Raw genomic sequence first — 21,822 nt, 5'->3', positions numbered from 1 at the left:
CCTCCTCGTGCTCCCGTCAGCCCCGGAGGCGGAGGCCCGAGCGTGCAGCCGGTCATCGACAACATCGACCTCTTCTGGAGCGGTTTCCTGCGCTCCCTCGGCATCGCTGCGCTGGGAGCCGTCGGCAGCCTCCTGTGGGGCACCGTCCTCGCGGTCTTCCGGATCTCACCGATCCCGGTCCTGCGCGCCTTCGGGGCCTTCTACGTGACCTGGCTGCGCAACACGCCCCTGGCGATCGTGCTGTTCACGATGGCCTTCGGGATCCCGACCGTCGGCATCAACGCCTCGTACTACGTCTTCGGCGTGACCGCCCTCGTGCTCTACACCTCCGCCTTCGTCTGCGAGGCGGTGCGCTCGGGCATCGCGACGGTGCCGGCGGGGCAGGCGGAGGCCGCGCGGGCGATCGGCCTGACCTTCCGCCAGATCGTGGGACTGGTGATCCTGCCGCAGGCGCTGCGCGCGGTGGTGCCCCCCGTCGGCAACGTCCTCATCGCGATGACCAAGAACAGCGCCGTCGTCGGCGCCTTCGGTGTCGGTGGCGAGCTCTTCAGCGTGTACGCCCGACTGACCAGCGCGCAGGGCTACCCGCAGCTGCCCGTCCTGACCGGCGTGGCCATCGGCTTCCTGATCATGACCCTCAGCACGGCCGCGCTCCTGGCGCTGGCCGAGCGCCGACTGGAGGTGGCCCGGTGAGCCAGCCCGAGGCCGTCCTCTTCGACACCCCGGGTCCGCGGGCCCGTCGGCGGATCCTCGTCGGCAGCGTCGTGGCCGCCGCCGTCCTGGTCGGGGTGCTCGTCCTGGTGGTGCTGCGCCTGGCCGAGCGCGGGCAGTTCGACGCGGAGCTGTGGAACCCCCTCGTCAACCCGGCCGACGAGCAGTTCCCCGCGGTGTGGTCCCGCATCGGCGACGGCCTGGTGGTCACCCTGCGCGCGGCCTTCTTCGCCGTGCTCCTGTCCCTGGTGATCGGCATCGTCATCGCCTCGGCCCGGCTCTCGCTCGGGCGGGGGGCTCGGCTGCCCCTCGTGGCGGTGATCGAGCTGCTGCGCGGTCTGCCCGTCATCGTGACGATCCTGTACGTGGACGTCCTCACCCGGACCCTGGGCGTCAACCAGGGCCCGGAGGTGTCGCTCGTCATCGGGCTCACCCTCTACAACTGCGTGATCATCTCGGAGATCGTGCGCGCCGGGGTCCTGGCGCTGCCCAAGGGGCAGGTCGAGGCCGGGCTCGCGGTGGGCCTGACCCGCGGGCAGGTGATGCGCTCCATCCAGATCCCGCAGGCCGTCCGGGCGATGCTGCCGGCCCTCATCAGCCAGCTGGTCGTCATCCTCAAGGACACGGCTCTGGCCAGCATCGTCCTCGCGCTCATCCAGGACCTGGGCAAGATCGCCGACCAGCTGCGGGGCTTCCTGGACAACCCGCTGCAGACGTACTTCGTCATCGGGCTGATCTACATCGTCATCAACGTGCTGCTGGAGCAGGTGGCCCGCTACGTGCAGCGGCGCACCTCGACCGGCCGCCGGCGTCGCCGCCGGACGGACCGGGTCGAGGAGCAGAGCGAGCTGCAGGCCCCCGGCGCGCGCAGCGCCTGAGCCCCGCGCGCCGCCGCTGCGGCGGGAGGATCCCGGGGTGGGCGAGCGGGCCTCGTCCGTCGCACCCCGGGGTCCGGGAGCCCGTCACCCCAGGTCGTCCGGACCCTCCAGGACGTCGGGGTCGGTCAGGACGACCGCGTCGTCCACGTCGTCCGCCGCCAGCTCCTCGCGCACGACCCTCATGACGAGCCCGGGCGGGAACCCGCGCCGAGCCAGCGTCCCGGCCAGGCGACGCTGGCGCACCGCGCGTTCGAGCCCGCGGGTGGCCGCGAGCTTGCGCTGCACGAGGCGGCGCGCGGCGGCCTCCTCCGAGGCGTCGTCGACGGCGTCCACGGCCTCGCGCGCAGTCTCGTCGTCCACGCCCTTGCGGCGCAGCTCCAGGGCCAGCGCCCGCCGTCCCCGCTGCCCCTGCCGGGCGTTGACGAAACCCTCGGCGTAGCGGGCGTCGTCGACGAGACCGACGTCCTCGAAGCGGTCGAGGACCTCGGCGGCCACCTCGTCCGGGACGTCGCGGGCCGCCAGCTTCTCGGCCAGCTGGGCGCGGCTGCGCGGCGCCATCGTCAGCTGGCGCAGCGCGATGGCGCGGGCGACGTCGTGCGGGTCGGGCTCCCGGTCCGGGTTCTCCTCCGGACCGGGCGCCCTCCCCGTGCGCGGGGACCGGCTCAGAACTGGACCGCCGGCTCCTCGGCCGGGGCGTCCACGCGCGGGCCGACCCCGAGCTTCTCCTTGATGCGCTTCTCGATCTCGTCGCCGAGGTCGGGGTTGTCGCGCAGGAAGGCGCGGGCGTTCTCCTTGCCCTGGCCCAGCTGGTCGCCCTCGTACGTGTACCAGGCGCCGGACTTGCGGACGAAGCCGTGCTCGACGCCCAGGTCGATCAGGCCGCCCTCGCGGGAGATGCCCTGGCCGTACAGGATGTCGAACTCGGCCTGCTTGAACGGCGGGCTGACCTTGTTCTTGACGACCTTGACGCGGGTGCGGTTGCCGACGGGGACGGTGCCGTCCTTGAGCGTCTCGATGCGCCGCACGTCCAGGCGCACGGAGGCGTAGAACTTCAGCGCCTTGCCGCCGGTCGTCGTCTCCGGCGAGCCGAACATGACGCCGATCTTCTCGCGCAGCTGGTTGATGAAGATGGCCGTCGTGCCGGAGTGGTTGAGCGCACCGGTGATCTTGCGCAGGGCCTGCGACATGAGGCGGGCCTGCAGGCCGACGTGGCTGTCGCCCATCTCGCCCTCGATCTCCGCCTTGGGCACCAGGGCCGCCACGGAGTCGATGACGATGATGTCGAGCGCGCCGGAGCGGATCAGCATGTCGGCGATCTCGAGGGCCTGCTCCCCCGTGTCGGGCTGGGAGACGAGCAGGGCGTCGGTGTCCACGCCGAGCTTGGCGGCGTAGTCGGGGTCGAGGGCGTGCTCGGCGTCGATGAAGGCGGCGATGCCGCCGGCGCGCTGGGCGTTGGCGACGGCGTGCAGGGCCACGGTCGTCTTGCCGGAGGACTCCGGGCCGTAGACCTCCACGACGCGCCCGCGCGGCAGGCCGCCGATGCCGAGGGCGACGTCCAGGGAGATCGCCCCGGTGGGGATGACCTCGATGGGCGGGCGGCTCTCGTCGCCGAGCCGCATCACGGACCCCTTGCCGAACGACTTGTCGATCGCGGCGAGCGCGGATTCCAGGGCCTTCTCGCGGTCCGCGGGAGCGGGCATGTCCTCACCTCGGGTGTCGTCGGCGGACCGGGGCCCGCCGTGCGTGTGTGTCGTCGAGGACGCTACGACCCGCCTCCGACACGAGCCCCGAACGCGGGGCCCGGTGTGGACGGCGGGGCGCTCCGGCCCCCTGTGGACCCCTCCACGATAGGCGTACACCTGTTCGAGCGGCCACCGCCGCGCCGCGCGCGTGTCGGCGCTGGCTAGCCTCCCGCGCACGGCCGCGCCCCGCGGCCGACCCGACGGTCGAGGAGGACCAGCCCGTGAGCGCGACGACCGAGACCCCGACCCCTCCCGACGGCGGCGCCCCCCGCGTGCTCGAGGCGCGCGGCGCCGGCCTCGTGCCCGACGGCGAGCGGCTGGAGCGGCTGGGGACCCTGTCCACCTGGGCCGAGGGTCCCGTCTGGCTGCCGCAGGAGCGGGCCGTGCTCTTCAGCGACATCCCGGGCGACCGGGTCCTGCGCTGGGACGAGGAGGGCGGCCTGCGCGTGCACCGCGAGGGCGCCGAGCACACCAACGGCCGGACCCTGGACGCCGAGGGCCGGATCGTCGCCTGCTCGCACGGCCGGCGCGCGCTCGAGCACGAGAACGCCTCGGGCGACACGTCCGTGCTCGTCGACCGCTGGGCCGGTCACCGCTTCAACTCCCCCAACGACGTCGTCGTGGCCCGCGACGGCTCGATCTGGTTCACCGACCCGCCCTACGGCATCAGCGTCGTCGTCGAGGGGCACCCGGGCCGGCGCGAGTACGGCGACAACTGGGTCTTCCGCTTCGACCCGGTCACCGGCGAGGTGCGGCCCGTGGTCACCGACGTCGAGGAGCCCAACGGCCTGGCCTTCTCCCCCGACGAGTCGCTGCTGTACGTCGCCGACACCTCCGCCGCGGCCGTCCCCGGCGGCGGCTCGCACCGGCTGATCCGCGTCTACGACGTGCTGCGCGGCACACGCGGGGGCCGCGGGCCCGGCGCGGTGCCGGGCGGGCCGGTGGCCAAGAACGGCCGCGTCTTCGTCGAGGTCGACCGCGGGCTGGCCGACGGCTTCCGCGTCGACACCGCCGGGAACGTGTGGACCTCGAACGGCGACGCGGTGTCCGTGTACGCGCCCGACGGCGCGAAGCTGCTCGAGGTGGTCGTCGGCGAGGTCGTCGCCAACCTGTGCTTCGGCGGCGACGACGGCACCACGGTGTTCGTCACCGCCTCCACCAGCCTGTACCGGCTGCGCACGAGCGCCGTGGGCGCCGACCTGAAGTGGCTGTGAGACCGGCGCGGGCGGCCGCGGAGGCCGGTCAGCCCGAGCGCGGACGGCGGGCGGGGTCCTTGCCCAGGCGGCGCTCGGGCGGCACGTCCATGGCCTCGCACAGCGCCAGCCAGACGATCTTCGGGTCGACCCCGGCGTCCAGGGCCTGGCGGGGGGTGCGGTCCTCCAGCGCCAGCAGCACCTGGTCGGCGGCCAGCGAGCGGCCGTAGGCGGCGCCGAACTCGTCCTCCACCAGGGTCCAGAACTCGCTGAGTCGCACGGGGGCACCCTGCCACGCCCGCCGGGACGCCACCCGCTGCGCCCCACCGGCCCGGGGACTCCGGTCGCGCACCGGGCGCGTGTCGGGGGCGGGTGGTCTGATGACGGCATGGCCCCCCGACCGCCCCGCGGCACCGCGCCCGAGCAGCCCGCGCCCGACCCGGCGACCGTGCTCGGGCGCTTCTCCGAGGCGACCCGGGCGTGGTTCACGGGCGCCTTCGAGGCGCCGACGGCCGCGCAGGTGGGCGCGTGGGACGCGGTCAGCCGGGGGCGGCACGCGCTGGTCGTGGCGCCCACGGGCTCTGGCAAGACGCTGTCCGCCTTCCTCTGGGCGCTGGACCGCCTGGCCGGCGAACCCGTGCCCGAGGACAGGGACCTGCGCTGCCGCGTGCTGTACGTCTCGCCCCTGAAGGCCCTGGCCGTCGACGTCGAGCGCAACCTGCGCAGCCCGCTGACGGGCATCCGGCAGGCCGCCCAGCGACTGGGCCTGCCGGTGCCCGACGTCCGCGTCGGGCTGCGCTCGGGCGACACGTCCACCGAGGAGCGCCGGGCCTTCACCCGCACGCCCCCCGACGTGCTCATCACGACGCCGGAGTCGCTGTTCCTGCTGCTGACCTCCCGCGCGCGCGAGCAGCTGCGCGGGGTGCGCACCGTCGTCCTGGACGAGGTGCACGCGATGGCGGGGTCCAAGCGCGGCGCGCACCTCGCGCTGTCGCTGGAGCGGCTGGACGCGCTGGTCACCGCCGCCGGCGGCGAGCCGACCCAGCGGGTCGGGTTGTCCGCGACCGTGCGGCCCGTGGACACGGTCGCGGAGTGGGTCTCCGGCGGGCGGCCGGTGACGGTGGTCCAGCCGCCCGCCGACAAGCGCTTCGACCTGCGGGTCGTCGTGCCCGTGGAGGACATGTCCGACCTGGACGCCTCCGGCCGCGGCGCCGAGAGCGACGACCTGACCGGCCAGGCCGCCGGCGAGCCGCGGCGCGCGAGCATCTGGCCGCACGTGGAGGAGCGCATCGTCGACCTCGTCGCCGACCACACCTCCACGCTCGTCTTCGCCAACTCCCGCCGGCTGTCCGAGCGCCTGACCGCGCGGCTCAACGAGGTGTGGGACGAGCGCGGCGAGGAGCCCGGCGCGGAGGACGAGCACGACGACGGTGGTGCACCGGCGTCCGGACGCGCTCCCCTCCCGCCGGCGCAGCTGATGGGCGGCTCGGGACAGGCGGCCAACCGCCCGCCGGTGCTGGCGCGCGCCCACCACGGCTCGGTGTCCAAGGAGCAGCGCTCCCTCATCGAGGAGGACCTCAAGGCGGGCCGCCTGCCCGCCGTCGTGGCCACCTCCAGCCTCGAGCTGGGCATCGACATGGGCGCGGTGGACCTCGTGGTGCAGGTGGAGTCGCCGCCCAGCGTGGCCAGCGGCCTGCAGCGGGTGGGCCGCGCGGGGCACCAGGTCGGCGCCGTCTCCCGCGGCGTGCTGTTCCCCAAGTTCCGCGGCGACCTGCTGCAGACGGCCGTGGTGGTCGAGCGCATGCGCGACGGGCTCATCGAGGAGCTGCGCGTGCCGCAGAACCCGCTGGACGTGCTGGCGCAGCAGGTCGTGGCGATGGTCGCGATGGACGAGTGGACGGTCCCCGAGCTGCACGAGCTCGTGCGGCGCGCGGCGCCGTTCGCCTCGCTGTCGCGCCCGGTGCTCGACGCGGTCCTGGACATGCTCTCCGGCCGCTACCCCAGCGACGAGTTCGCCGAGCTGCGCCCCCGCCTGGTCTGGGACCGCGTCGGTGACGTCCTCACCGGCCGACCCGGCGCGCAGCGGCTCGCGGTGACCAGCGGCGGCACGATCCCCGACCGCGGCCTGTTCGGCGTCTTCCTCGCCGGCGGCGAGGGACCCGGCCGGCGGGTGGGCGAGCTGGACGAGGAGATGGTCTACGAGTCCCGCGTCGGCGACGTCGTGACCCTGGGCTCGACGGCCTGGCGGGTGGAGGACATCACCCACGACCGCGTGCTGGTGACCCCGGCCCCGGGCCAGCCGGGCCGGCTGCCGTTCTGGCACGGCGACGCGCTGGGCCGGCCGGCCGAGCTGGGCCGCGCCCTGGGCGCCTTCGTGCGCGAGCTGGCCGGCCTGCCGGGCGGGTTCAGCGGCGAGGCCGCCCGCGAGCGGGTGCGCGCGGCGGGCCTGGACGAGTGGGCCGCCGACAACCTGCTGGCCTACCTGGAGGAGCAGCGGGAGGCGACCCGGCACGTGCCGGACGACCGCACGATCCTCGTCGAGCGCTTCCGCGACGAGCTGGGCGACTGGCGCATCTGCGTGCACTCCCCCTTCGGCGGTCAGGTGCACTCCCCGTGGGCGCTGGCCCTGGGTGCGCGCATGCGCGAGCGCTTCGGCGTCGACGTGCAGGCCATGCCGGCCGACGACGGCGTGGTCCTGCGGTTGCCGGACCTCGACCTGCCGGAGGGGCAGGCGCCGGACGTGGCCGACCTCGTGGTGCTCGAGCCGGAGGAGGTCGACGAGCTCGTCACCGCCGAGATCGGCGGGTCGGCGCTGTTCGCCGCGCGCTTCCGCGAGTGCGCCGCGCGGGCGCTGCTGCTGCCGCGCCGCCAGCCCGGGCGCCGGCAGCCGCTGTGGCAGCAGCGCCAGCGCGCCGCGTCGCTGCTGCAGGTCGCCAGCCGCTTCGCGAGCTTCCCGATCGTGCTGGAGACGGTGCGCGAGTGCCTGTCGGACGTCTTCGACGTCGCCGGGCTGCAGCAGCTCATGCGGGACCTGGCCGCCCGGCGCGTGCGCGTGGTGGAGGTGGAGACCTCCCAGCCCTCGCCCTTCGCCCGCGGCCTGGTGTTCGGCTACGTGGCGCAGTTCCTCTACGAGGGCGACTCCCCGCTGGCCGAGCGGCGGGCGGCCGCCCTCGCGCTGGACCCGAGCCTGCTCGCCGAGCTGCTCGGCCGCGGCGAGGGCGCGGCGCTGCGCGACCTGCTGGACCCCGACGCCGTCGTGCGCACGGAGGAGGAGCTGCAGCGGCTGGCGCCGTCGAGGCGCTGCGCCGACGCGGAGGACGTCGCCGACCTGCTGCGGGTGCTCGGCCCGCTGAGCACCGCGGAGGTCGTGGCCCGCAGCGGGCGGGCCGTCGCCTCCGGTGAGGAGGACGCGGCGACGGCCGACACCGCCGTCACGGGCGCCGCTCCCACCGCGGAGCCCGGCGAGGTGGCGCGCTGGCTGCACGGGCTGGAGGACGCCCGCCGCGCCATCCGGGTGCGTGTCGCCGGGCAGGAGCAGTGGGCCGCGATCGAGGACGCGGGCCGCCTGCGCGACGCCCTGGGCACCCCGCTGCCCGTCGGCGTCCCCGAGGCGTTCACCGAGCCGGTCGCCGACCCCCTGGCCGAGCTGCTGGGCCGCTACGCCCGCACCCGCGGCCCCTTCACGGCCGCCGACGCCGCCTCCCGCTTCGGCGTGGGCCGCGCGGTCGCCCTGGACGGGCTGCGCCGCCTGCAGTCCTCCGGCCGGCTCGTGGAGGGCGAGCTGCGCCCCGGCGGCTCGGGCCTGGAGTTCTGCGACGCCGAGGTGCTGCGCGTGCTGCGCCGGCGGTCCCTGGCGGCGCTGCGCGCCGACGTGGAGCCGGTGCCGCCGCGCGACCTGGCGCGCTTCCTGCCCGCCTGGCAGGCCGTGGGGACGGGGCTGCGCTCGCGGCTGCGCGGTGTCGACGGGGTCCTGCGCGCGGTGGAGCAGCTGGCCGGGGCGGTGCTGCCCGCCAGCGCCGTCGAGCCGCTCGTGCTCGCCGCGCGCGTGGAGGGCTACCAGCCGGCGATGCTGGACGAGCTGACCGCCGCCGGCGAGGTGGTGTGGGCCGGGCACGGCAGCCTGCCCGGTGACGACGGCTGGGTCTCCCTGCACCCCGCCGACCTGGCGCCGCTGACCCTGCCGGACCCGGAGGCCGACGCCGCCGAGGACGTCGACGGTGACCTGCACCGCGAGGTGCTGGCCGCCCTCGAGGGGGGCGGCGCCTACTTCTTCCGCGCCCTGGCGGACACCGTGGGGTGCACCGACGACAGCGCCCTGACGGCGGTCCTGTGGGACCTGGTGTGGGCGGGACGGATCACCAACGACACCCTCGCCCCGCTGCGCGCCCGGCTCGCCGGCCGGGGCGCGCACAAGGCGCGCAGCGCCGCGCCACGCTCGCGGTACGCCCGCTACGGCGCGCGGCGCGGGTCCCGCGGACTGCGCGGCGGCGTCGAGCTGCCGTCCCGGGGCGGCCCGCCGTCGGCCGCCGGGCGGTGGTCCCTGCTGCCCGAGCGCGAGGACGACGCGACGGTGCGCGCGCACGCCGTGGCGGAGGTCCTCCTGGACCGGCACGGCGTGGTCACGCGCGGTGCGGTGACCGGCGAACGCGTCCCGGGCGGCTTCGCCGCCGTCTACCGGACCCTGGCGGCGTTCGAGGAGGCCGGCCGGGCCCGGCGCGGCTACTTCGTCGAGGGGCTCGGGGCCTCCCAGTTCGCCACCACCGGCGCGGTCGACCGGCTGCGCGACAGCGCCCGCCCGCTGGGCGGGGACAGGCCCTCCGACCGGGCGCGGGACGCCGCGGTCCCCGACCTGCCCGGTCGCGCGGGCGCGGGTCGCAGCGGTCGCGGACGCCCCGAGGGGCCGGGCGCCCTGGTGCTGGCGGCGACCGACCCCGCCAACCCCTTCGGGGCGGCGCTGGGCTGGCCCGAGCGCGGGGAGGTCAGCGCGGGGGCCAGCGGGCACCGGCCCGGGCGCAAGGCGGGCGCGCTGGTCGTCCTCGTCGACGGCGAGCTCGTCCTGTACGTCGAGCGCGGCGGGCGCTCCGTCCTGTCCTGGACGGAGGACGAGACGTCGCTGCAGGCTGCCGCGGACTCGCTGGCGCTGGCGGTGCGCGACGGCGTGCTGGGGCGGCTGACCGTGGAGAAGGCGGACGGCGCCGGGGTGCTCACGGGCGGGACGGCCCTGGGGCGCGCGCTCGAGGGCGCCGGGTTCCACGCCACCCCGCGCGGACTGCGGATCCGCTCGTGAGGGCCACCGGGGCCGGCGTCGGCCGGTGTCGGTCGGCGGACCGGTGCGGGCGGTCGGCGCGTGCCTGAGGGCGACGTGGTATGGCGCACGGCCCGGCGCCTGCACCGGGCGCTGGCGGGACGGACGCTGACGGCCACCGACTTCCGCTGGCCGAGCCTGGCCGAGGCCGACCTGTCCGGCCGCGAGGTCGTGGAGGTCGTCAGCGCCGGCAAGCACCTGCTGCTGCGCACCGCTCCGACCGGCGAGCCGGGGTCGGTGCCGCTGACGGTGCACAGCCACCTGCGCATGGAGGGCTCCTGGCACGTGCACCGCACCGGCGAGCCGTGGACGCGGCGCGCGGCCTCGGGCGTCCGGGTGGTGCTGACGAGCGCGGAGTGGACGGCGGTCGGGCACAAGCTGGGGATGCTCGACCTCGTCGTCACCGACCGCGAGGACACCCTCGTGGGTCACCTCGGCCCCGACCTGCTCGGACCCGGCTGGGACCCGGCCGAGGCGGCCCGGCGGCTGACCGCCGCGCCCGGCCGCGAGCTGGGCGAGGCCCTGCTGGACCAGCGGGTGCTCGCCGGGGTCGGCACCTTCTACATGGCGGAGGCCTGCTTCCTGGCCCGGCTGACTCCCTGGTCCCCGGTCTCCGCCGTGGAGGACCCCGACCGCTTCCTGGCGCTGGTGCACCGCCTGCTGGACGCGAACAAGGAGCGCGCCGAGCAGGTGACCACCGGTGACCTGCGGCGCGGCCGGCAGAACTTCGCGCACGCCCGCTCCGGCCTGCCGTGCCTGCGGTGCGGGGCCACGGTGCGCGTCGCGATGATCGGCGCTCCCCCGCAGGACCGCACCGCCTTCTACTGCCCCGGCTGCCAGGCGGGGCCGGCGCCCACCGACGACGGACGGCCCCAGCGGCCCCTGGGGTCCGCGCGCCCGGAGGGCCGCACGACCCGCACCGTCCGCACCCGCCCCGCGTACCGCCGCTGACGGCCTCCGACGGCACCAGCGGACGCACGGGGCCCGGGACGCACGAGGGCCCGGACGCACGAGGGCCCGGACGCACGAGGGCCCGCCACCGTCACCGGTGGCGGGCCCAAGCGGGACGCGTCAGGCCGCGGGGACGAGCCGGCGTCGCAGGATGAGCTCGAGCTCCTCGGGGAGCCCGTCGAGCTCGACGGTCAGTTCCTCCACGGTGTCACCGGAGAGGCTGTCGACGGCGGAGTCGACGATGGTGCCGGCGGCGCCGTCCACGGTGGAGTCGGCGACGGCCTCCAGGGAGGTGCCGGGCGCGTCGGCGACGCGGTCCGCCGGCCGGGCAGGGTCCACCGCGGGCGGCTGGCCCACGACGGGCAGCGCCCGGGACGAGGCCGGTGCGGTCGCCGCGGCACGGGCAGGGGTGGACGGCACGGCGGCCAGGGAACCGGCGGGGGCCGGCACCGGCGCGGCCGGGCGAGGAGCGGCGGGCACGATGCCCTCCGCGGCGTACGGCTGGCGCACGCCCTCCTCGTCGGCGATGCGGCGGGTCACCTCGCCGAGGACCTGGGACAGGGGGACGTCGAGGGCGGTGCAGATGGAGGCCAGCAGCTCGCTGGAGGCCTCCTTCTGGCCGCGCTCGACCTCGCTGAGGTAGCCGAGGGACACGCGGGCGGTGGAGGACACCTCGCGCAGCGTCCGGTGCTGGCCGCGCCGCTCGTCACGCAGCACGTCCCCGATGGTGCGGCGGAGCACGACCATGCGGCGGCCTCCCTCGGGTGGTCGAGGGGGCAGACCCCGGGGTCCCGCCGTCGTGGCCGGCACCGACCGGTAGCTGCCCGTAGTGGTCGTTCCACCGTACCCCGGAGACCGCCGCGGCGGCGTGGTGGGAGCAGGGTTGCGCACGACTGGCTCAACTCCTCCACGGCCCCGTGTGTTCCGGCGGGTGCCCGGGCAGGGACGCGGCCGTCCGCCGGGACCGTCCGATCAGGTCGCCGTGACGACGGCGAGCAGCTCCGCCAGCGCCGCTGCCACGGTGGCCCGCCGCACCTGCGGGCGGTCACCGGGCAGGTGCAGCGCCCGGTGCCGCGCGCCGCCGGGCAGCGCGTCGGCGGCCAGGCCGAGGAAGACCGTCCCGGCGGGGTGCCCGTCGGCCGGGCCGGGCCCGGCGACCCCGGTGGTGGCCACGGCCACGTCCGCGCCGGTGCGCTCGCGGGCTCCGCGGGCCATCTGCTCGGCGACCAGCCCGTCGACGGGCCCGGTGACGGCCAGCCGGTCCGGGTCGACGCCCAGGAGGGACGCCTTCAGCCCGGTGGCGTAGGCGACGACGCCGCCGCGCACGACGGTGGAGGCGCCCGGCACGTCGACGAGCGTCGCGCACAGGAGCCCGCCCGTGAGGGACTCAGCGGTCGCCACCGTCAGCCCCGCGGCCCGCAGCGCCGCCACGACGGCCCCCGCGGTCACCTCCGCGCCGGCCGGCACGGCGGCCCGGTCGGTCACCGTCGCCCGCGCGCGAGCCGCCAGAAGATGCCCACGTACTCAGCCGCGCTGGTGAGGGTGAGGACCACCGCCAGCACCATGACGGCCTGGGCCACCAGGTGCGGCTCGGTGGACGGGAACGGCAGCACGTACAGGCCCACCGCGACGGACTGCACGACCGTCTTCAGCTTGCCACCGCGACCGGCGGGCACCACGCCGCGGCGGATGACGAGGAAGCGGGCCAGGGTGACGAGCAGCTCGCGGGCGAGGACCACCACGGTCGCCCACCACCACAGCCGGTCCTGCAGCGACAGCACGACGAGCCCGGCGCCGATGAGGGCCTTGTCCGCGATCGGGTCGGCGATCTTGCCGAAGTCGGAGACGGAGTCCCAGCGGCGGGCCAGGTGCCCGTCGTAGCGGTCGGTGATGATGGCCGCGAGGAAGACGCCCGTGGCGGCCAGCCGCCAGCCGGCCGAGTCCCCGCCCTGCACCGCCAGGAACCACACGAAGACGGGGACGGCGACGATGCGCAGGACCGTCAGGGCGTTCGGCAGGTGCAGGCGGTGCGCCGTGCGCCACTGGAAGCCCCCGCGGGCGCGGCTGCTCACGCCCGGCCCGGCCCGCCGGCGGGCTCGTGCAGGGCCTCGACCGGGGGCTCGGCCAGCGGGACGGCCAGCAGGTCCGCCCCCGCCGCGCCGGTGACGCGGGCGCGCACGAGGTCGCCGACGGCGACGCGCGCGCCCGGCGGCAGGTCCAGCTCGGTCTCGCCGTCCACGTCCGGCCCCTGGTGGGCGGCGCGGCCGGTGACGTGCGGGTCGCCGTCGGCGTCGACGACGGACTCGACGAGGACCTCCACGACCTCCCCGAGGCGGTCCTCGGCGCGCTGGGCGACGAGCTCCTCCACGAGGCGGGACACGCGGTCGGCGCGGGCGGCCACGACGTCGGCGCTCAGGTGGCCGTCGAGGCCCTCGGCCTCGGTGCCGTCCTCGTCGGAGTACGCGAAGACTCCGACGACGTCGAGGCGGGCGCGCTCGAGGAACGAGCACAGCTCGTCGACGTCGGCCTCGGTCTCGCCGGGGAAGCCGACGATGACGTTGGAGCGGATCCCCGCCAGCGGGGCGCGCTCGCGGACCTGTTCCAGCAGGGCCAGGAACGGCTCGGTGCCGCCGAAGCGGCGCATGCGGCGCAGCACCCCGGGCGCGGAGTGCTGGAAGGACAGGTCGAAGTAGGGGACGACGCCGGGGGTGGCGGTGAGCGCGTCCAGCAGCCCGGGCCGGACCTCGGCCGGCTGCAGGTAGGACACCCGCACCCGCTCGATCCCCTCGACGGCGGCCACGCGCGGCAGCAGGGCCTCCAGGGCGCGCAGGTCCCCGAGGTCCTTGCCGTAGCTGGTGGTGTTCTCGCTGACGAGGAAGACCTCGCGCACCCCCTGGGCGGCCAGCCACCGCGTCTCGGCGACGACCTCGTCGGCGGGGCGCGAGACGAAGGAGCCGCGGAAGGCCGGGATGGCGCAGAAGCTGCAGCGGCGGTCGCAACCGGTGGCGATCTTCACCGGTGCCCAGGGGCCGCTGCCGAGGCGGCGGCGCACGACCCGGGGACCGGAGGCGGGCGCCAGCCCCTCGGGCAGGTCGGGGGCCGCACCGGCCGCCGGCGCGGGTGCGGCCGCCGGCGCGGTCGCGACCGTCCGGGCGGCCTGCGCGGCCTGGCGCTCGGCGGGGGCCAGCGGCAGCAGGCTGCGCCGGTCGCGCGGCACGTGGGCGCGCGGCTTCTCCCCGTGCAGGACGGCCGCCAGGTGGGTGGACAGGTCGGCGTAGGAGTCGAAGCCCAGGACGGCGTCGGCCTCGGGCAGCGACTCGGCCAGGTCCGCGCCGTAGCGCTCGGCCAGGCAGCCGACGGCCACGACGGCGCGGGTGCGGCCGCTGTCCTTGAGGTCGGCGGCGGCCAGGACGGTGTCGATGGAGTCCTTCTTGGCCTGCTCGACGAACCCGCAGGTGTTGACGACGGCCACGTCGGCGCCGTCGGGGTCGTCGACCAGGCGCCAGCCGGCGTCGGCGAGGCGGCCGGCCAGCTCCTCGGAGTCCACGTCGTTGCGGGCGCAGCCGAGGGTCACGAGGGACACCGTCCGGACGTCGGCCGTCCCGCCGGTCCCTGCGCCGGCCCCTCCGTCGGCCGCCGGTGCGGTGGTCGGCGGGGGCGGGGACACGACGGCGTCTGGCACGTGCCCAGGGTACGCACCGGGCGCGGGCGCACCGCCCGCGCGCGGGTGCGGGCTCAGGCCGGGGGACCGGCGCCGTCCAGGGCCGGTGCCGCGGGGGCCGCCGGCTCGGCCGGCGCGGGCGGCACCGGAGCGACGGCGACGGGAGCGGGCGCCGCGGCGACCGGGGCTTCGTCGAGGGCCACGGCGGGGTGCGGGCCGTGCGCGTCCTCCAGCAGGGCCCGCATGGGCCGGGTGGGCCGGAACCAGCCGCCCTCGGGCGGCAGGGCGGACAGGCGCGTGCGCCCGAGGGAGACCTGGAAGGCGCCCGGCACGTCCTCGAGGTCGACGAACTCGATGAGCGGGGACTCCTGCGCGTAGCCGGCGACCTCGGCGAAGGACAGGACGACGCAGCGCACGCCGGCGCGGTGCAGCTCCTCCAGGGGGGCGAGGAAGTTGCGACCGTCACCGCTGGCGACGACGAGCCGGCGCAGCCGGTGGCTGGCCCGGCGCTCGGCGATGTGCTGCAGCATCGCCTCGTCGACGTCGTCCTCGGGGTGGACCTTGGGGCGGGCGAAGACGGCGTAGCCGAAGCTGCGCAGGGCCTCGATCCAGCCGCGCAGGGACACGGCCGCGGTGGGCTGGACGTTGGTGAAGACGCAACCCTCGACCTCGTGGTCGGCGGCCTCGGACAGGAACCAGCGGGCGATGGCGTCGAAGCGGGGCCGGTCGGAGGAGGCCGGGCGCGAGCCGAGGATCGCGGACAGCGTCATGTCGATGTTGGGGGCGTCCCAGACCAGGAGGTCGAGGTCGCGGCGGGTCTCCTCCCGCCGCGGCGGCTCCTGGGGGCGGGGCGAGTCCATGTCCTCAAGTTACACGGAGAGTCACCGCATCGCGACGCGCTGCTCGCTCTGCGTGACGTGTCGCCCGGACCCGCCCCCGGGAGGGGGTCAGCGCCGCTCGACGAGCTCCCAGGCGTCCTCGCCGCCCTCGGCCTCGACGACCTCCAGGTCCTCCCCCGCCGGCTCCTGCGCGACCGGCGGCTCCTCGCCGCGCATCAGCGCCAGCGTCCCGGGCAGGTCCTCCGGGCGCACCAGCACGTCGCGCGCCTTGGACCCCTCGCTCGGGCCGACGACGCCGCGCGACTCCAGCAGGTCCATCAGCCGCCCCGCCTTGGCGAAGCCCACCCGCAGCTTGCGCTGGAGCATCGAGGTGGAGCCGAACTGGGTGGTGACGACCAGCTCGGCGGCCTGCAGCAGCACGTCGAGGTCGTCGCCGACCTCCTCGTCGACCTGCTTCTTCTGCGCCGGGGCCACGACGTCCTCGCGGTACGTCGGCTTCAGCTGCGACTTCACGTGCGAGACGACGGCCTCGATCTCGCTCTCGGTGACCCACGCCCCCTGCACGCGCATCGGCTTGGAGGCGCCCATCGGCAGGAACAGCGCGTCGCCCTGGCCGACGAGCTTCTCCGCGCCCGGCTGGTCGAGGACGACGCGCGAGTCGGCCAGCGAGGACGTCGCGAACGCCAGGCGGCTGGGCACGTTGGCCTTGATGAGACCGGTGACCACGTCGACGCTGGGCCGCTGCGTGGCCAGCACCAGGTGGATGCCGGCCGCGCGCGCCAACTGCGTGATGCGCTGGATGGACGCCTCCACGTCGCGCGGGGCGACCATCATGAGGTCGGCCAGCTCGTCGACGATGACCAGCAGGTACGGGTACGGCTGCAGGACGCGCTCGCTGCCCGGCGGCGGCGTGACCTTCCCCGCCCGCACCTGCCGGTTGAAGTCGTCGATGTGCTTGAACCCGTACTCGGCGAGGTCGTTGTAGCGCTGGTCCATCTCGCGCACGACCCACTCCAGGGCCTCGGCGGCCTTCTTGGGGTTCGTGATGATCGGCGTGATGAGGTGCGGGATGCCCTCGTAGATCGTCAGCTCGACCCGCTTGGGGTCCACCAGCACCATGCGCACCTCGTCGGGCGTGGACCGCATGAGGATCGAGGTGATCATGGAGTTGACGAAGCTGGACTTGCCGGCGCCCGTGGCGCCCGCGACGAGCAGGTGCGGCATCTTCGCCAGGTTGGCGACGACGAAGCCGCCCTCGACGTCCTTGCCGACGCCCATGACCATCGGGTGCTCGGTGCGGGTGGCCACGGCGCTGCGCAGCACGTCGCCCAGCGACACCGTCTCGCGGTCGGTGTTGGGGATCTCGATGCCGATCGCGGACTTGCCGGGGATCGGCGACAGGATGCGCACGTCCGCGCTGGCCACCGCGTAGGCGATGTTCTTGCTCAGGGCGGTGACACGCTCGACCTTGGTGCCCAGCCCCAGCTCGACCTCGTAGCGGGTGACGGTCGGCCCGCGGGAGAAGCCCGTGACGCGGGCGTCGATGCCGAACTGGTCGAGCACGCCCGTCAGCGCCTCGACCACGCGGTCGTTGGCGGCGCTGCGCTCCTTCGGCGGGGTGCCGGGGCTCAGCGACGCCGGCTCGGGCAGCGCGTAGGTGACGTCGCCGGTCAGGGCCAGCTGCTCGATGCGCGGCGGCAGGTCGGTGGGGTCGGTGGTGACGGTCTCCGGCGCGGTGGCCGGCACGGCCGCGGCGTCCACCGCGGCCCGCACCGACGGCGGGTCGGAGGGGACGGCGCGCCGCTCCCCCGGCCGCGGCCGGGGCGCGGCGGGCTCGTCCTCGCCGGCCTGACCGCCCGCGGCGGGGTCGGTGCTGACGGGGGTCTCGAACGCCTCGTCGCCGGGCCGGTCACCACCGGCCGGCCCCGTCGCACCCGCGACCTCGGCCTCCCCCGCCCGCCCGCGGCGGCGGCGGGAGCGCGGCTGCTCGCCGCCCTCCTCACCGGGCGTCCCGTCGGAACCGGCGCCGGGCGCCTCGCCGCGCCGGGCGGCACCGGCCCGGGCGCGGGCCAGCGCCCGCGCGGGCAGGTCCCCGCCGTGCCCGCGGGCGCCGTCGTGGTGCTCGTGGTCGCGGTGCGGGCGGTGCGTGAGGCGCTCGTACGCCTCCCGCAGCCGCGCCGGGATGGCGTGCACGGGGGTGGCGGTGACCACGAGGAGGCCGAAGAAGCCCAGCAGGACGAGCAGCGGGACGGCGACCCAGCCGGTCAGCGCGGCGGCCAGCGGGCCCGCGACGAGGAAGCCGACCATGCCGCCGGCGTCGACGACGACGTCCGCGCCGGCCTCACCGGTGGGCGAGGGCGCCCCGGAGGCCAGGTGGACCAGGCCGGTGGCGGCCAGCACGAGCGCGATCGTCCCGACGACGGCGCGGGTGGTGGTCTGGGTGTGGTCCGGGTGGCGCAGCAGGTGCACGGCCAGGGCCAGCAGGACGACGGGCAGCGCGAGCGCCACCTCGCCGAAGGTGCCGGCGGCCACGGTGTGCACGACCTGCCCGGCCGTACCGGGCAACCCCCACCACTCCCGCGCGGCCACGACCAGCGCGAGACCGAGCAGCGCCAGGCCGACACCGTCGCGGCGCAGCTCCGGGTCCAGGTCGCGCGCGCCGCTGCCGATGCGGCGGGCCGCGCCGCCGACGAGGTGGGCGCAGCCCATCCAGGTCGCCGAGACGGCGCGCACGGGCCACGACGGGCCGGTGCGCTGCGGGCGCGCCGGGGCGGGGCGCTTGGCGGGCGAGCGGTTGCCGGCCGGGCGGCTGGAACCGCCGCGGGCGGTGGCCCGCGTCGCGCCGCTCCCCCGCGTCGCCCCGCTCCCCCGCGCGCCGCCGCCCTTCGCGCCGGTGCCCTTCGACGACCCGCTGGACGACCCCTTGGACGTGGTCGTGCGCGTGCTCGCCCGGGTCGCCATGGGATCACCGTACTGTCCGGGACCCGCGCGGGCCCGGAGGACGGGGCCCGCCGGGGCCGTGGCGGCCGCGCGGTCGCGGCGGTGCCCGCGCGCGGGCGGCGCGCGCCGGCCAGGACGTCGGCGAGGATGGCGGCGTGTCGGGAACGATCGCGACCCGCGGCGCGCGCGTCGCCGGGGTGGACCTCGCCCGGGCCGTCGCGGTCGCCGGGATGATGACCGTCCACGTCCTGCCGTCCACCTCGACGGGCGTGCGGGGCGTCCTGTACGAGGTCGCCCACGGCCGCGCGTCGGGCTTGTTCGCCGTGCTGGCGGGGGTCTCGCTCGGGCTGGCGACGCGCGGCACGGGCCCGGGCCGGGCCGACCGGGCCGGGGCCCGCACCGGCGTGCTCGTGCGCGGGGCGCTGGTCGCGCTGCTCGGGTTGTTCCTCGTCCTCGCCGGCAGCCGGATCGCGATCATCCTCCCCTACTACGGGCTGGCGTTCGCGCTCGTCCTGCCGTTCCTGTTCGCCCGCGCCCGCACGCTGCTGCCGCTGGCGCTGGTGTGGCTGGCGCTCTCGCCCGTGGCCTCGCTGGCGCTGCGCCGGGCGCTGGGCGTCGACTCGCAGACCGAGCAGCCGACGCCGCTGTGGCTGCTGGCCGCGCCCGGGCGGCTGCTGGAGACGCTGCTGCTGACGGGCTACTACCCGGTCCTGGGCTGGACCGGGTACCTGCTGCTGGGCCTGGCGGTCTCGCGCCTGGACCTGCGCGAGCGGGCCGCCGGGGTGCGGGTGCTGGGCGGCGGGCTGGTCCTGGCCGCCGGGGCCTGGACGGCGAGCGCGCTGGCGCTGGGGCCGCTGGGCGGGGCGGCGAGGCTGGCCGCCGACGTGGCCCCGGCCGACCTGGGCACCGTCCTCGGCGAGCCGTTCTACGGGACGCTGCCGACCTCGTCGTGGTGGTGGCTGGCTGTGGTGGCCCCGCACTCGGGCTCCCCGCCGGACCTGCTGCACACCAGCGGGACGGCGCTCGCGGTCCTGGGGGCGCTGCTCCTGCTGCCGCGCGTGGCGGTGCGCGTCCTGTCCCCCGTCGCCGCGCTGGGCAGCGTGCCGCTGAGCGCGTACGCCCTGCACGTGGTGGTCCTGGCCGCCTACCCGGGCGACTCCGGGACGCTGCTGGCGGTGCACGTGGTGGGCGCGTGCGTCCTGGCGAGCGTGTGGCGGGCCACCGTCGGGCGCGGCCCGCTGGAGACGCTGGTGGGCGACGCCGGGCGCGCGGGAGCGGCGCTGGTGCGGGGCCCGTCGCGCTGAGGGTCGTCGCTCCCCGGCCGGTCGAGGCCCGGCCGCCACCCGGTTGCGGGGCGCGTCGGGGCGGGTGACGATCACGGTCCCCGACCCCCGACAGAGGAGGCCGTGTGACGTGCTCGATCCTGGCGCGCGACGCCGGGACCGGCGAGATCGGCGTGGCGACGCAGTCGCAGGCGCTGGCGGTCGGCAACAGCGTCCCGTTCGCGCAGGTCGGGGTCGGGGTGGTCGCGACCCAGTCCCTGACCGAGCCGATGTACGGGCGGGTGGGGCTGGACCTGCTGGGCAGCGGCCTGACGGTGGACGAGTGCCTGCAGGCGCTGCGCGCGGTGGACCCCCACCCGGAGCGGCGGCAGGTGGCCGTCATGGCCGTGGGCGGGGAGGCGTCCGTCTACACCGGTGAGGCGTGCGTGGGCGAGGCCGGGCACGCGGTGGGCCGCGACTGCATCGCGCTGGCCAACATGGCCGCCTCGGCGGACGTGTGGACGTCGATGCGGCAGTGCTTCGAGGACACCCGCGGGTCGCTGACGGAACGCCTCGTGGCGGCCCTGCACGCCGGGGAGGAGGCCGGCGGCGACGTGCGCGGCCAGCGCTCCGCCGCGGTCGTCGTGGTCCGCGCCCACGGCACCGGGCGTCCCTGGCACGACACGGTGGTCGACCTGCGCGTGGACGACCAGGAGGACCCGCTGGCCGAGCTGGGCCGCGTCGTGCAGGTGCGGGCGCGCTACCAGGCTGCCGTCGAGGCGTTCGACACGGCCGTGGAGGGCGACGTGGCCGGCGGCGACCGCCGGTTGCGCGAGCTGCACGAGCGCGGCGCCCTCGACGAGCCGGACCACGTGCTGCGCCGCGCCCTGGTCGCCGGGCTGGCCGGGCGCGAGGACGAGGCCCGCGACCTCATCGGCGTCCTGCGCGGCGGGGCACCGCACTGGCTGGAGGTCGCACGGCGCTTCGGGCAGGCCGGCACGGTGCCGGGTGACCTCGTCGAGCGGCTGCTGGCGGAGCGCTCGTGAGCCACCGCGCGCGCGACCACCACCCCGAGGACCTGGAGGCCGTGCTCGCCGAGGTCGCCGAGGAGGTCCGCCCCCGTCCCGGGGACGCCGAGCACGAGGAGCACGGCGACGAGGACGCCGGCCGGTTCGGGCTGGCCGTGGCCCGCCTGGACGGCGAGGAGGTCTCCACCGGCGACGCCGAGCACCCCTTCCCCGTGCAGAGCATCGCGAAGGTGTTCGCGCTGACGCTGGCGCTGCAGAAGGTCGGCGAGGACCTGTTCGAGCGGGTGGGCCGGGAGCCGTCCGGCGACCCGTACAACTCCCTGATCCAGCTGGAGCAGGAGGGCGGCCGTCCCCGCAACCCCTTCATCAACTCCGGCGCCCTCGTGGTCTGCGACGTCCTGCTGGACCACTGCGACGACCCGTGGGCGGAGCTGAGCGGGCTGATCGCCGACCTGACGGGCGCCGACGTCGCGGTGGACGAGGAGGTCCTGGCGGCCGAGGGGCGCCGCGGGCACCGCAACGCCTCGATGGGCTACCTCATGAGCTCCTTCGGCAACGTCCACCACGACGTCGACGAGGTCATGGCCCTGTACACCCGCCAGTCGTCGGCGCTGGTGGACTGCCACCGCCTGGCCCGGGCCGTGCGGTTCCTGGCCAACGACGGCGTCGACCCGCGCACGGGGCGGCGGGTGGTCTCCGAGCCGCTCGCGCGGCGGATCAACGCCGTCATGCTCACCACCGGCACCTACGACTCGGCCGGGCAGTTCGCCTACGAGGTGGGCATCCCCTGCAAGAGCGGGGTGTCCGGGGCGATCGTGGGCGACGTGCCCGGCCGGCTCGGGGTGTGCGTGTGGTCGCCGCCCCTGGACCCGTCGGGGAACTCACGCGCCGGCCGGCGCGCCCTCCACCTGCTCGTCGAGCGGCTCGGGCTGTCCGTCCTCTGAGCCCGTCGCGGGCGCCCCGGTCGCGGGCGTCTCCTCGACCGCCGGCTCCTGGACCACCGGCTCCTGGACCACGGGCTCCTCGGTCACCGGCGGCTCGGGTTCCTCGCTGACGGGCGTCTCCTCGACCACCGTTTCCTCGACCACCGGCTCCTCGACCACCGGCTCCTCGACCACCGGCTCCTCGACCACCGGCTCCTGCGGTGCGAGCGGCTCGGTGGCGACCGGCGCGGGCACCACGGGAGCGGGCACCACGGGAGCGGGCACCACGGGAGCGGGCACCACGGGAGCGGGCACCACGGGAGCGGGCACCACGGGAGCGGGCACCACGGGAGCGGGCACCACGGGAGCGGGCACCACGGGAGCGGGCA

Annotated in this window: 15 protein-coding genes and 3 pseudogenes; 8 read left to right on the top strand and 10 right to left on the bottom strand. The window is 76.5% G+C overall.

Annotated features, from left to right (window positions below):
- The first annotated feature begins 42 nt into the window (after positions 1-42).
- Both ACRYMY_RS08650 and ACRYMY_RS08645 read left to right on the top strand, forming a co-directional pair.
- The gene (locus ACRYMY_RS08650) at positions 43-693 is read left to right on the top strand and encodes an amino acid ABC transporter permease (RefSeq protein ID WP_432546859.1); all 651 of its coding nucleotides are present in this window, start codon (positions 43-45) and stop codon (positions 691-693) included.
- Entirely contained in the window at positions 690-1,589 is a 900-nt protein-coding gene (locus ACRYMY_RS08645) for an amino acid ABC transporter permease (protein WP_432546858.1), read from the top strand. The genes ACRYMY_RS08650 and ACRYMY_RS08645 overlap by 4 nt, the downstream gene beginning before the upstream one ends.
- 84 nt (positions 1,590-1,673) lie before the next feature.
- On the opposite strand, the gene ACRYMY_RS08640 is transcribed toward ACRYMY_RS08645, so the two are convergent.
- Together ACRYMY_RS08640 and recA are read right to left on the bottom strand one after the other, a co-directional pair.
- Positions 1,674-2,147 carry a regulatory protein RecX gene (locus tag ACRYMY_RS08640; protein WP_432546857.1) on the bottom strand — a complete coding sequence of 158 codons (474 nt, stop codon included), beginning with the start codon at positions 2,145-2,147 and terminating at the stop codon, positions 1,674-1,676.
- A 110-nt stretch (positions 2,148-2,257) separates the two neighbouring features.
- A pseudogene (gene recA / locus ACRYMY_RS08635) lies at positions 2,258-3,289 on the bottom strand (recombinase RecA); the annotation flags it as partial.
- A gap of 263 nt (positions 3,290-3,552) precedes the next feature.
- On the opposite strand from recA, the gene ACRYMY_RS08630 reads away from it, so the two are divergent.
- A complete protein-coding gene (locus ACRYMY_RS08630; RefSeq protein ID WP_432546856.1) occupies positions 3,553-4,545 on the top strand; it encodes an SMP-30/gluconolactonase/LRE family protein in 993 nt (330 codons plus the stop codon).
- 28 nt (positions 4,546-4,573) lie between these two features.
- On the opposite strand, the gene ACRYMY_RS08625 is transcribed toward ACRYMY_RS08630, so the two are convergent.
- A complete protein-coding gene (locus tag ACRYMY_RS08625) occupies positions 4,574-4,804 on the bottom strand; it encodes a DUF3046 domain-containing protein (protein ID WP_432546855.1) in 231 nt (76 codons plus the stop codon).
- A gap of 108 nt (positions 4,805-4,912) precedes the next feature.
- On the opposite strand from ACRYMY_RS08625, the gene ACRYMY_RS08620 reads away from it, so the two are divergent.
- Complete coding sequence (locus ACRYMY_RS08620) at positions 4,913-9,811, top strand: ATP-dependent helicase (RefSeq protein ID WP_432546854.1); 4,899 nt, start codon at positions 4,913-4,915, stop codon at positions 9,809-9,811.
- A gap of 60 nt (positions 9,812-9,871) precedes the next feature.
- Positions 9,872-10,780 (top strand): DNA-formamidopyrimidine glycosylase family protein, encoded by a 909-nt coding sequence (locus ACRYMY_RS08615; RefSeq protein ID WP_432546853.1) that lies wholly within the window; start codon positions 9,872-9,874, stop codon positions 10,778-10,780.
- Between the two features lie 348 nt (positions 10,781-11,128).
- Here the strand turns inward: ACRYMY_RS08615 and ACRYMY_RS08610 are convergent.
- From ACRYMY_RS08610 to ACRYMY_RS08585, 6 genes and pseudogenes are all read right to left on the bottom strand, one after another.
- Positions 11,129-11,527 (bottom strand): annotated as a pseudogene (locus ACRYMY_RS08610) (helix-turn-helix domain-containing protein); the annotation flags it as partial.
- Positions 11,528-11,752: 225 nt separating this feature from the next.
- Positions 11,753-12,265: a CinA family protein gene (locus ACRYMY_RS08605; RefSeq protein WP_432546852.1), complete on the bottom strand. Its 513-nt coding sequence runs from the start codon at positions 12,263-12,265 to the stop codon at positions 11,753-11,755.
- Positions 12,262-12,852 carry a CDP-diacylglycerol--glycerol-3-phosphate 3-phosphatidyltransferase gene (gene pgsA / locus ACRYMY_RS08600; protein WP_432546851.1) on the bottom strand — a complete coding sequence of 197 codons (591 nt, stop codon included), beginning with the start codon at positions 12,850-12,852 and terminating at the stop codon, positions 12,262-12,264. The genes ACRYMY_RS08605 and pgsA overlap by 4 nt, the downstream gene beginning before the upstream one ends.
- Positions 12,849-14,363: a 30S ribosomal protein S12 methylthiotransferase RimO gene (rimO, locus tag ACRYMY_RS08595; protein ID WP_432546904.1), complete on the bottom strand. Its 1,515-nt coding sequence runs from the start codon at positions 14,361-14,363 to the stop codon at positions 12,849-12,851. The genes pgsA and rimO overlap by 4 nt, the downstream gene beginning before the upstream one ends.
- 152 nt (positions 14,364-14,515) lie before the next feature.
- Positions 14,516-15,301, bottom strand: coding sequence for an NYN domain-containing protein (locus ACRYMY_RS08590; RefSeq protein WP_432546850.1), 786 nt, complete (start codon positions 15,299-15,301; stop codon positions 14,516-14,518).
- An 87-nt stretch (positions 15,302-15,388) separates the two neighbouring features.
- Positions 15,389-17,989, bottom strand: a complete 2,601-nt coding sequence (locus ACRYMY_RS08585; protein WP_432546903.1) for a DNA translocase FtsK — start codon at positions 17,987-17,989, stop codon at positions 15,389-15,391.
- 386 nt (positions 17,990-18,375) lie between these two features.
- On the opposite strand from ACRYMY_RS08585, the gene ACRYMY_RS08580 reads away from it, so the two are divergent.
- From ACRYMY_RS08580 to glsA, 3 genes are all read left to right on the top strand, one after another.
- The gene (locus ACRYMY_RS08580) at positions 18,376-19,524 is read left to right on the top strand and encodes a heparan-alpha-glucosaminide N-acetyltransferase domain-containing protein (RefSeq protein ID WP_432546849.1); all 1,149 of its coding nucleotides are present in this window, start codon (positions 18,376-18,378) and stop codon (positions 19,522-19,524) included.
- A 104-nt stretch (positions 19,525-19,628) separates the two neighbouring features.
- Positions 19,629-20,528, top strand: a complete 900-nt coding sequence (locus ACRYMY_RS08575; protein ID WP_432546848.1) for a DUF1028 domain-containing protein — start codon at positions 19,629-19,631, stop codon at positions 20,526-20,528.
- Positions 20,525-21,454 carry a glutaminase A gene (gene glsA, locus ACRYMY_RS08570; protein WP_432546847.1) on the top strand — a complete coding sequence of 310 codons (930 nt, stop codon included), beginning with the start codon at positions 20,525-20,527 and terminating at the stop codon, positions 21,452-21,454. The genes ACRYMY_RS08575 and glsA overlap by 4 nt, the downstream gene beginning before the upstream one ends.
- Here glsA and ACRYMY_RS08565 read toward each other — a convergent pair.
- Positions 21,392-21,822 (bottom strand): annotated as a pseudogene (locus tag ACRYMY_RS08565) (hypothetical protein); the annotation flags it as partial. The gene glsA and the pseudogene ACRYMY_RS08565 sit on opposite strands and share 63 nt — an antisense overlap.

Origin of the sequence: Kineococcus haloalkalitolerans (genome assembly GCF_050871905.1) — a bacterium.
Lineage (GTDB): Bacteria > Actinomycetota > Actinomycetes > Actinomycetales > Kineococcaceae > Kineococcus.
This window is presented reverse-complemented; position numbering and strand designations above follow the sequence as displayed.

What these genes read in the sequence shown, in the direction of transcription:
- ACRYMY_RS08640 (WP_432546857.1), bottom strand. Translation starts at nt 2,147, where the DNA reads ATGGCGCCGCGCAGCCGCGCCCAGCTGGCCGAGAAGCTGGCGGCCCGC.
- ACRYMY_RS08620 (WP_432546854.1), top strand. Translation starts at nt 4,913, where the DNA reads ATGGCCCCCCGACCGCCCCGCGGCACCGCGCCCGAGCAGCCCGCGCCC.
- ACRYMY_RS08590 (WP_432546850.1), bottom strand. Translation starts at nt 15,301, where the DNA reads ATGGACTCGCCCCGCCCCCAGGAGCCGCCGCGGCGGGAGGAGACCCGC.
- ACRYMY_RS08585 (WP_432546903.1), bottom strand. Translation starts at nt 17,989, where the DNA reads ATGGGCTGCGCCCACCTCGTCGGCGGCGCGGCCCGCCGCATCGGCAGC.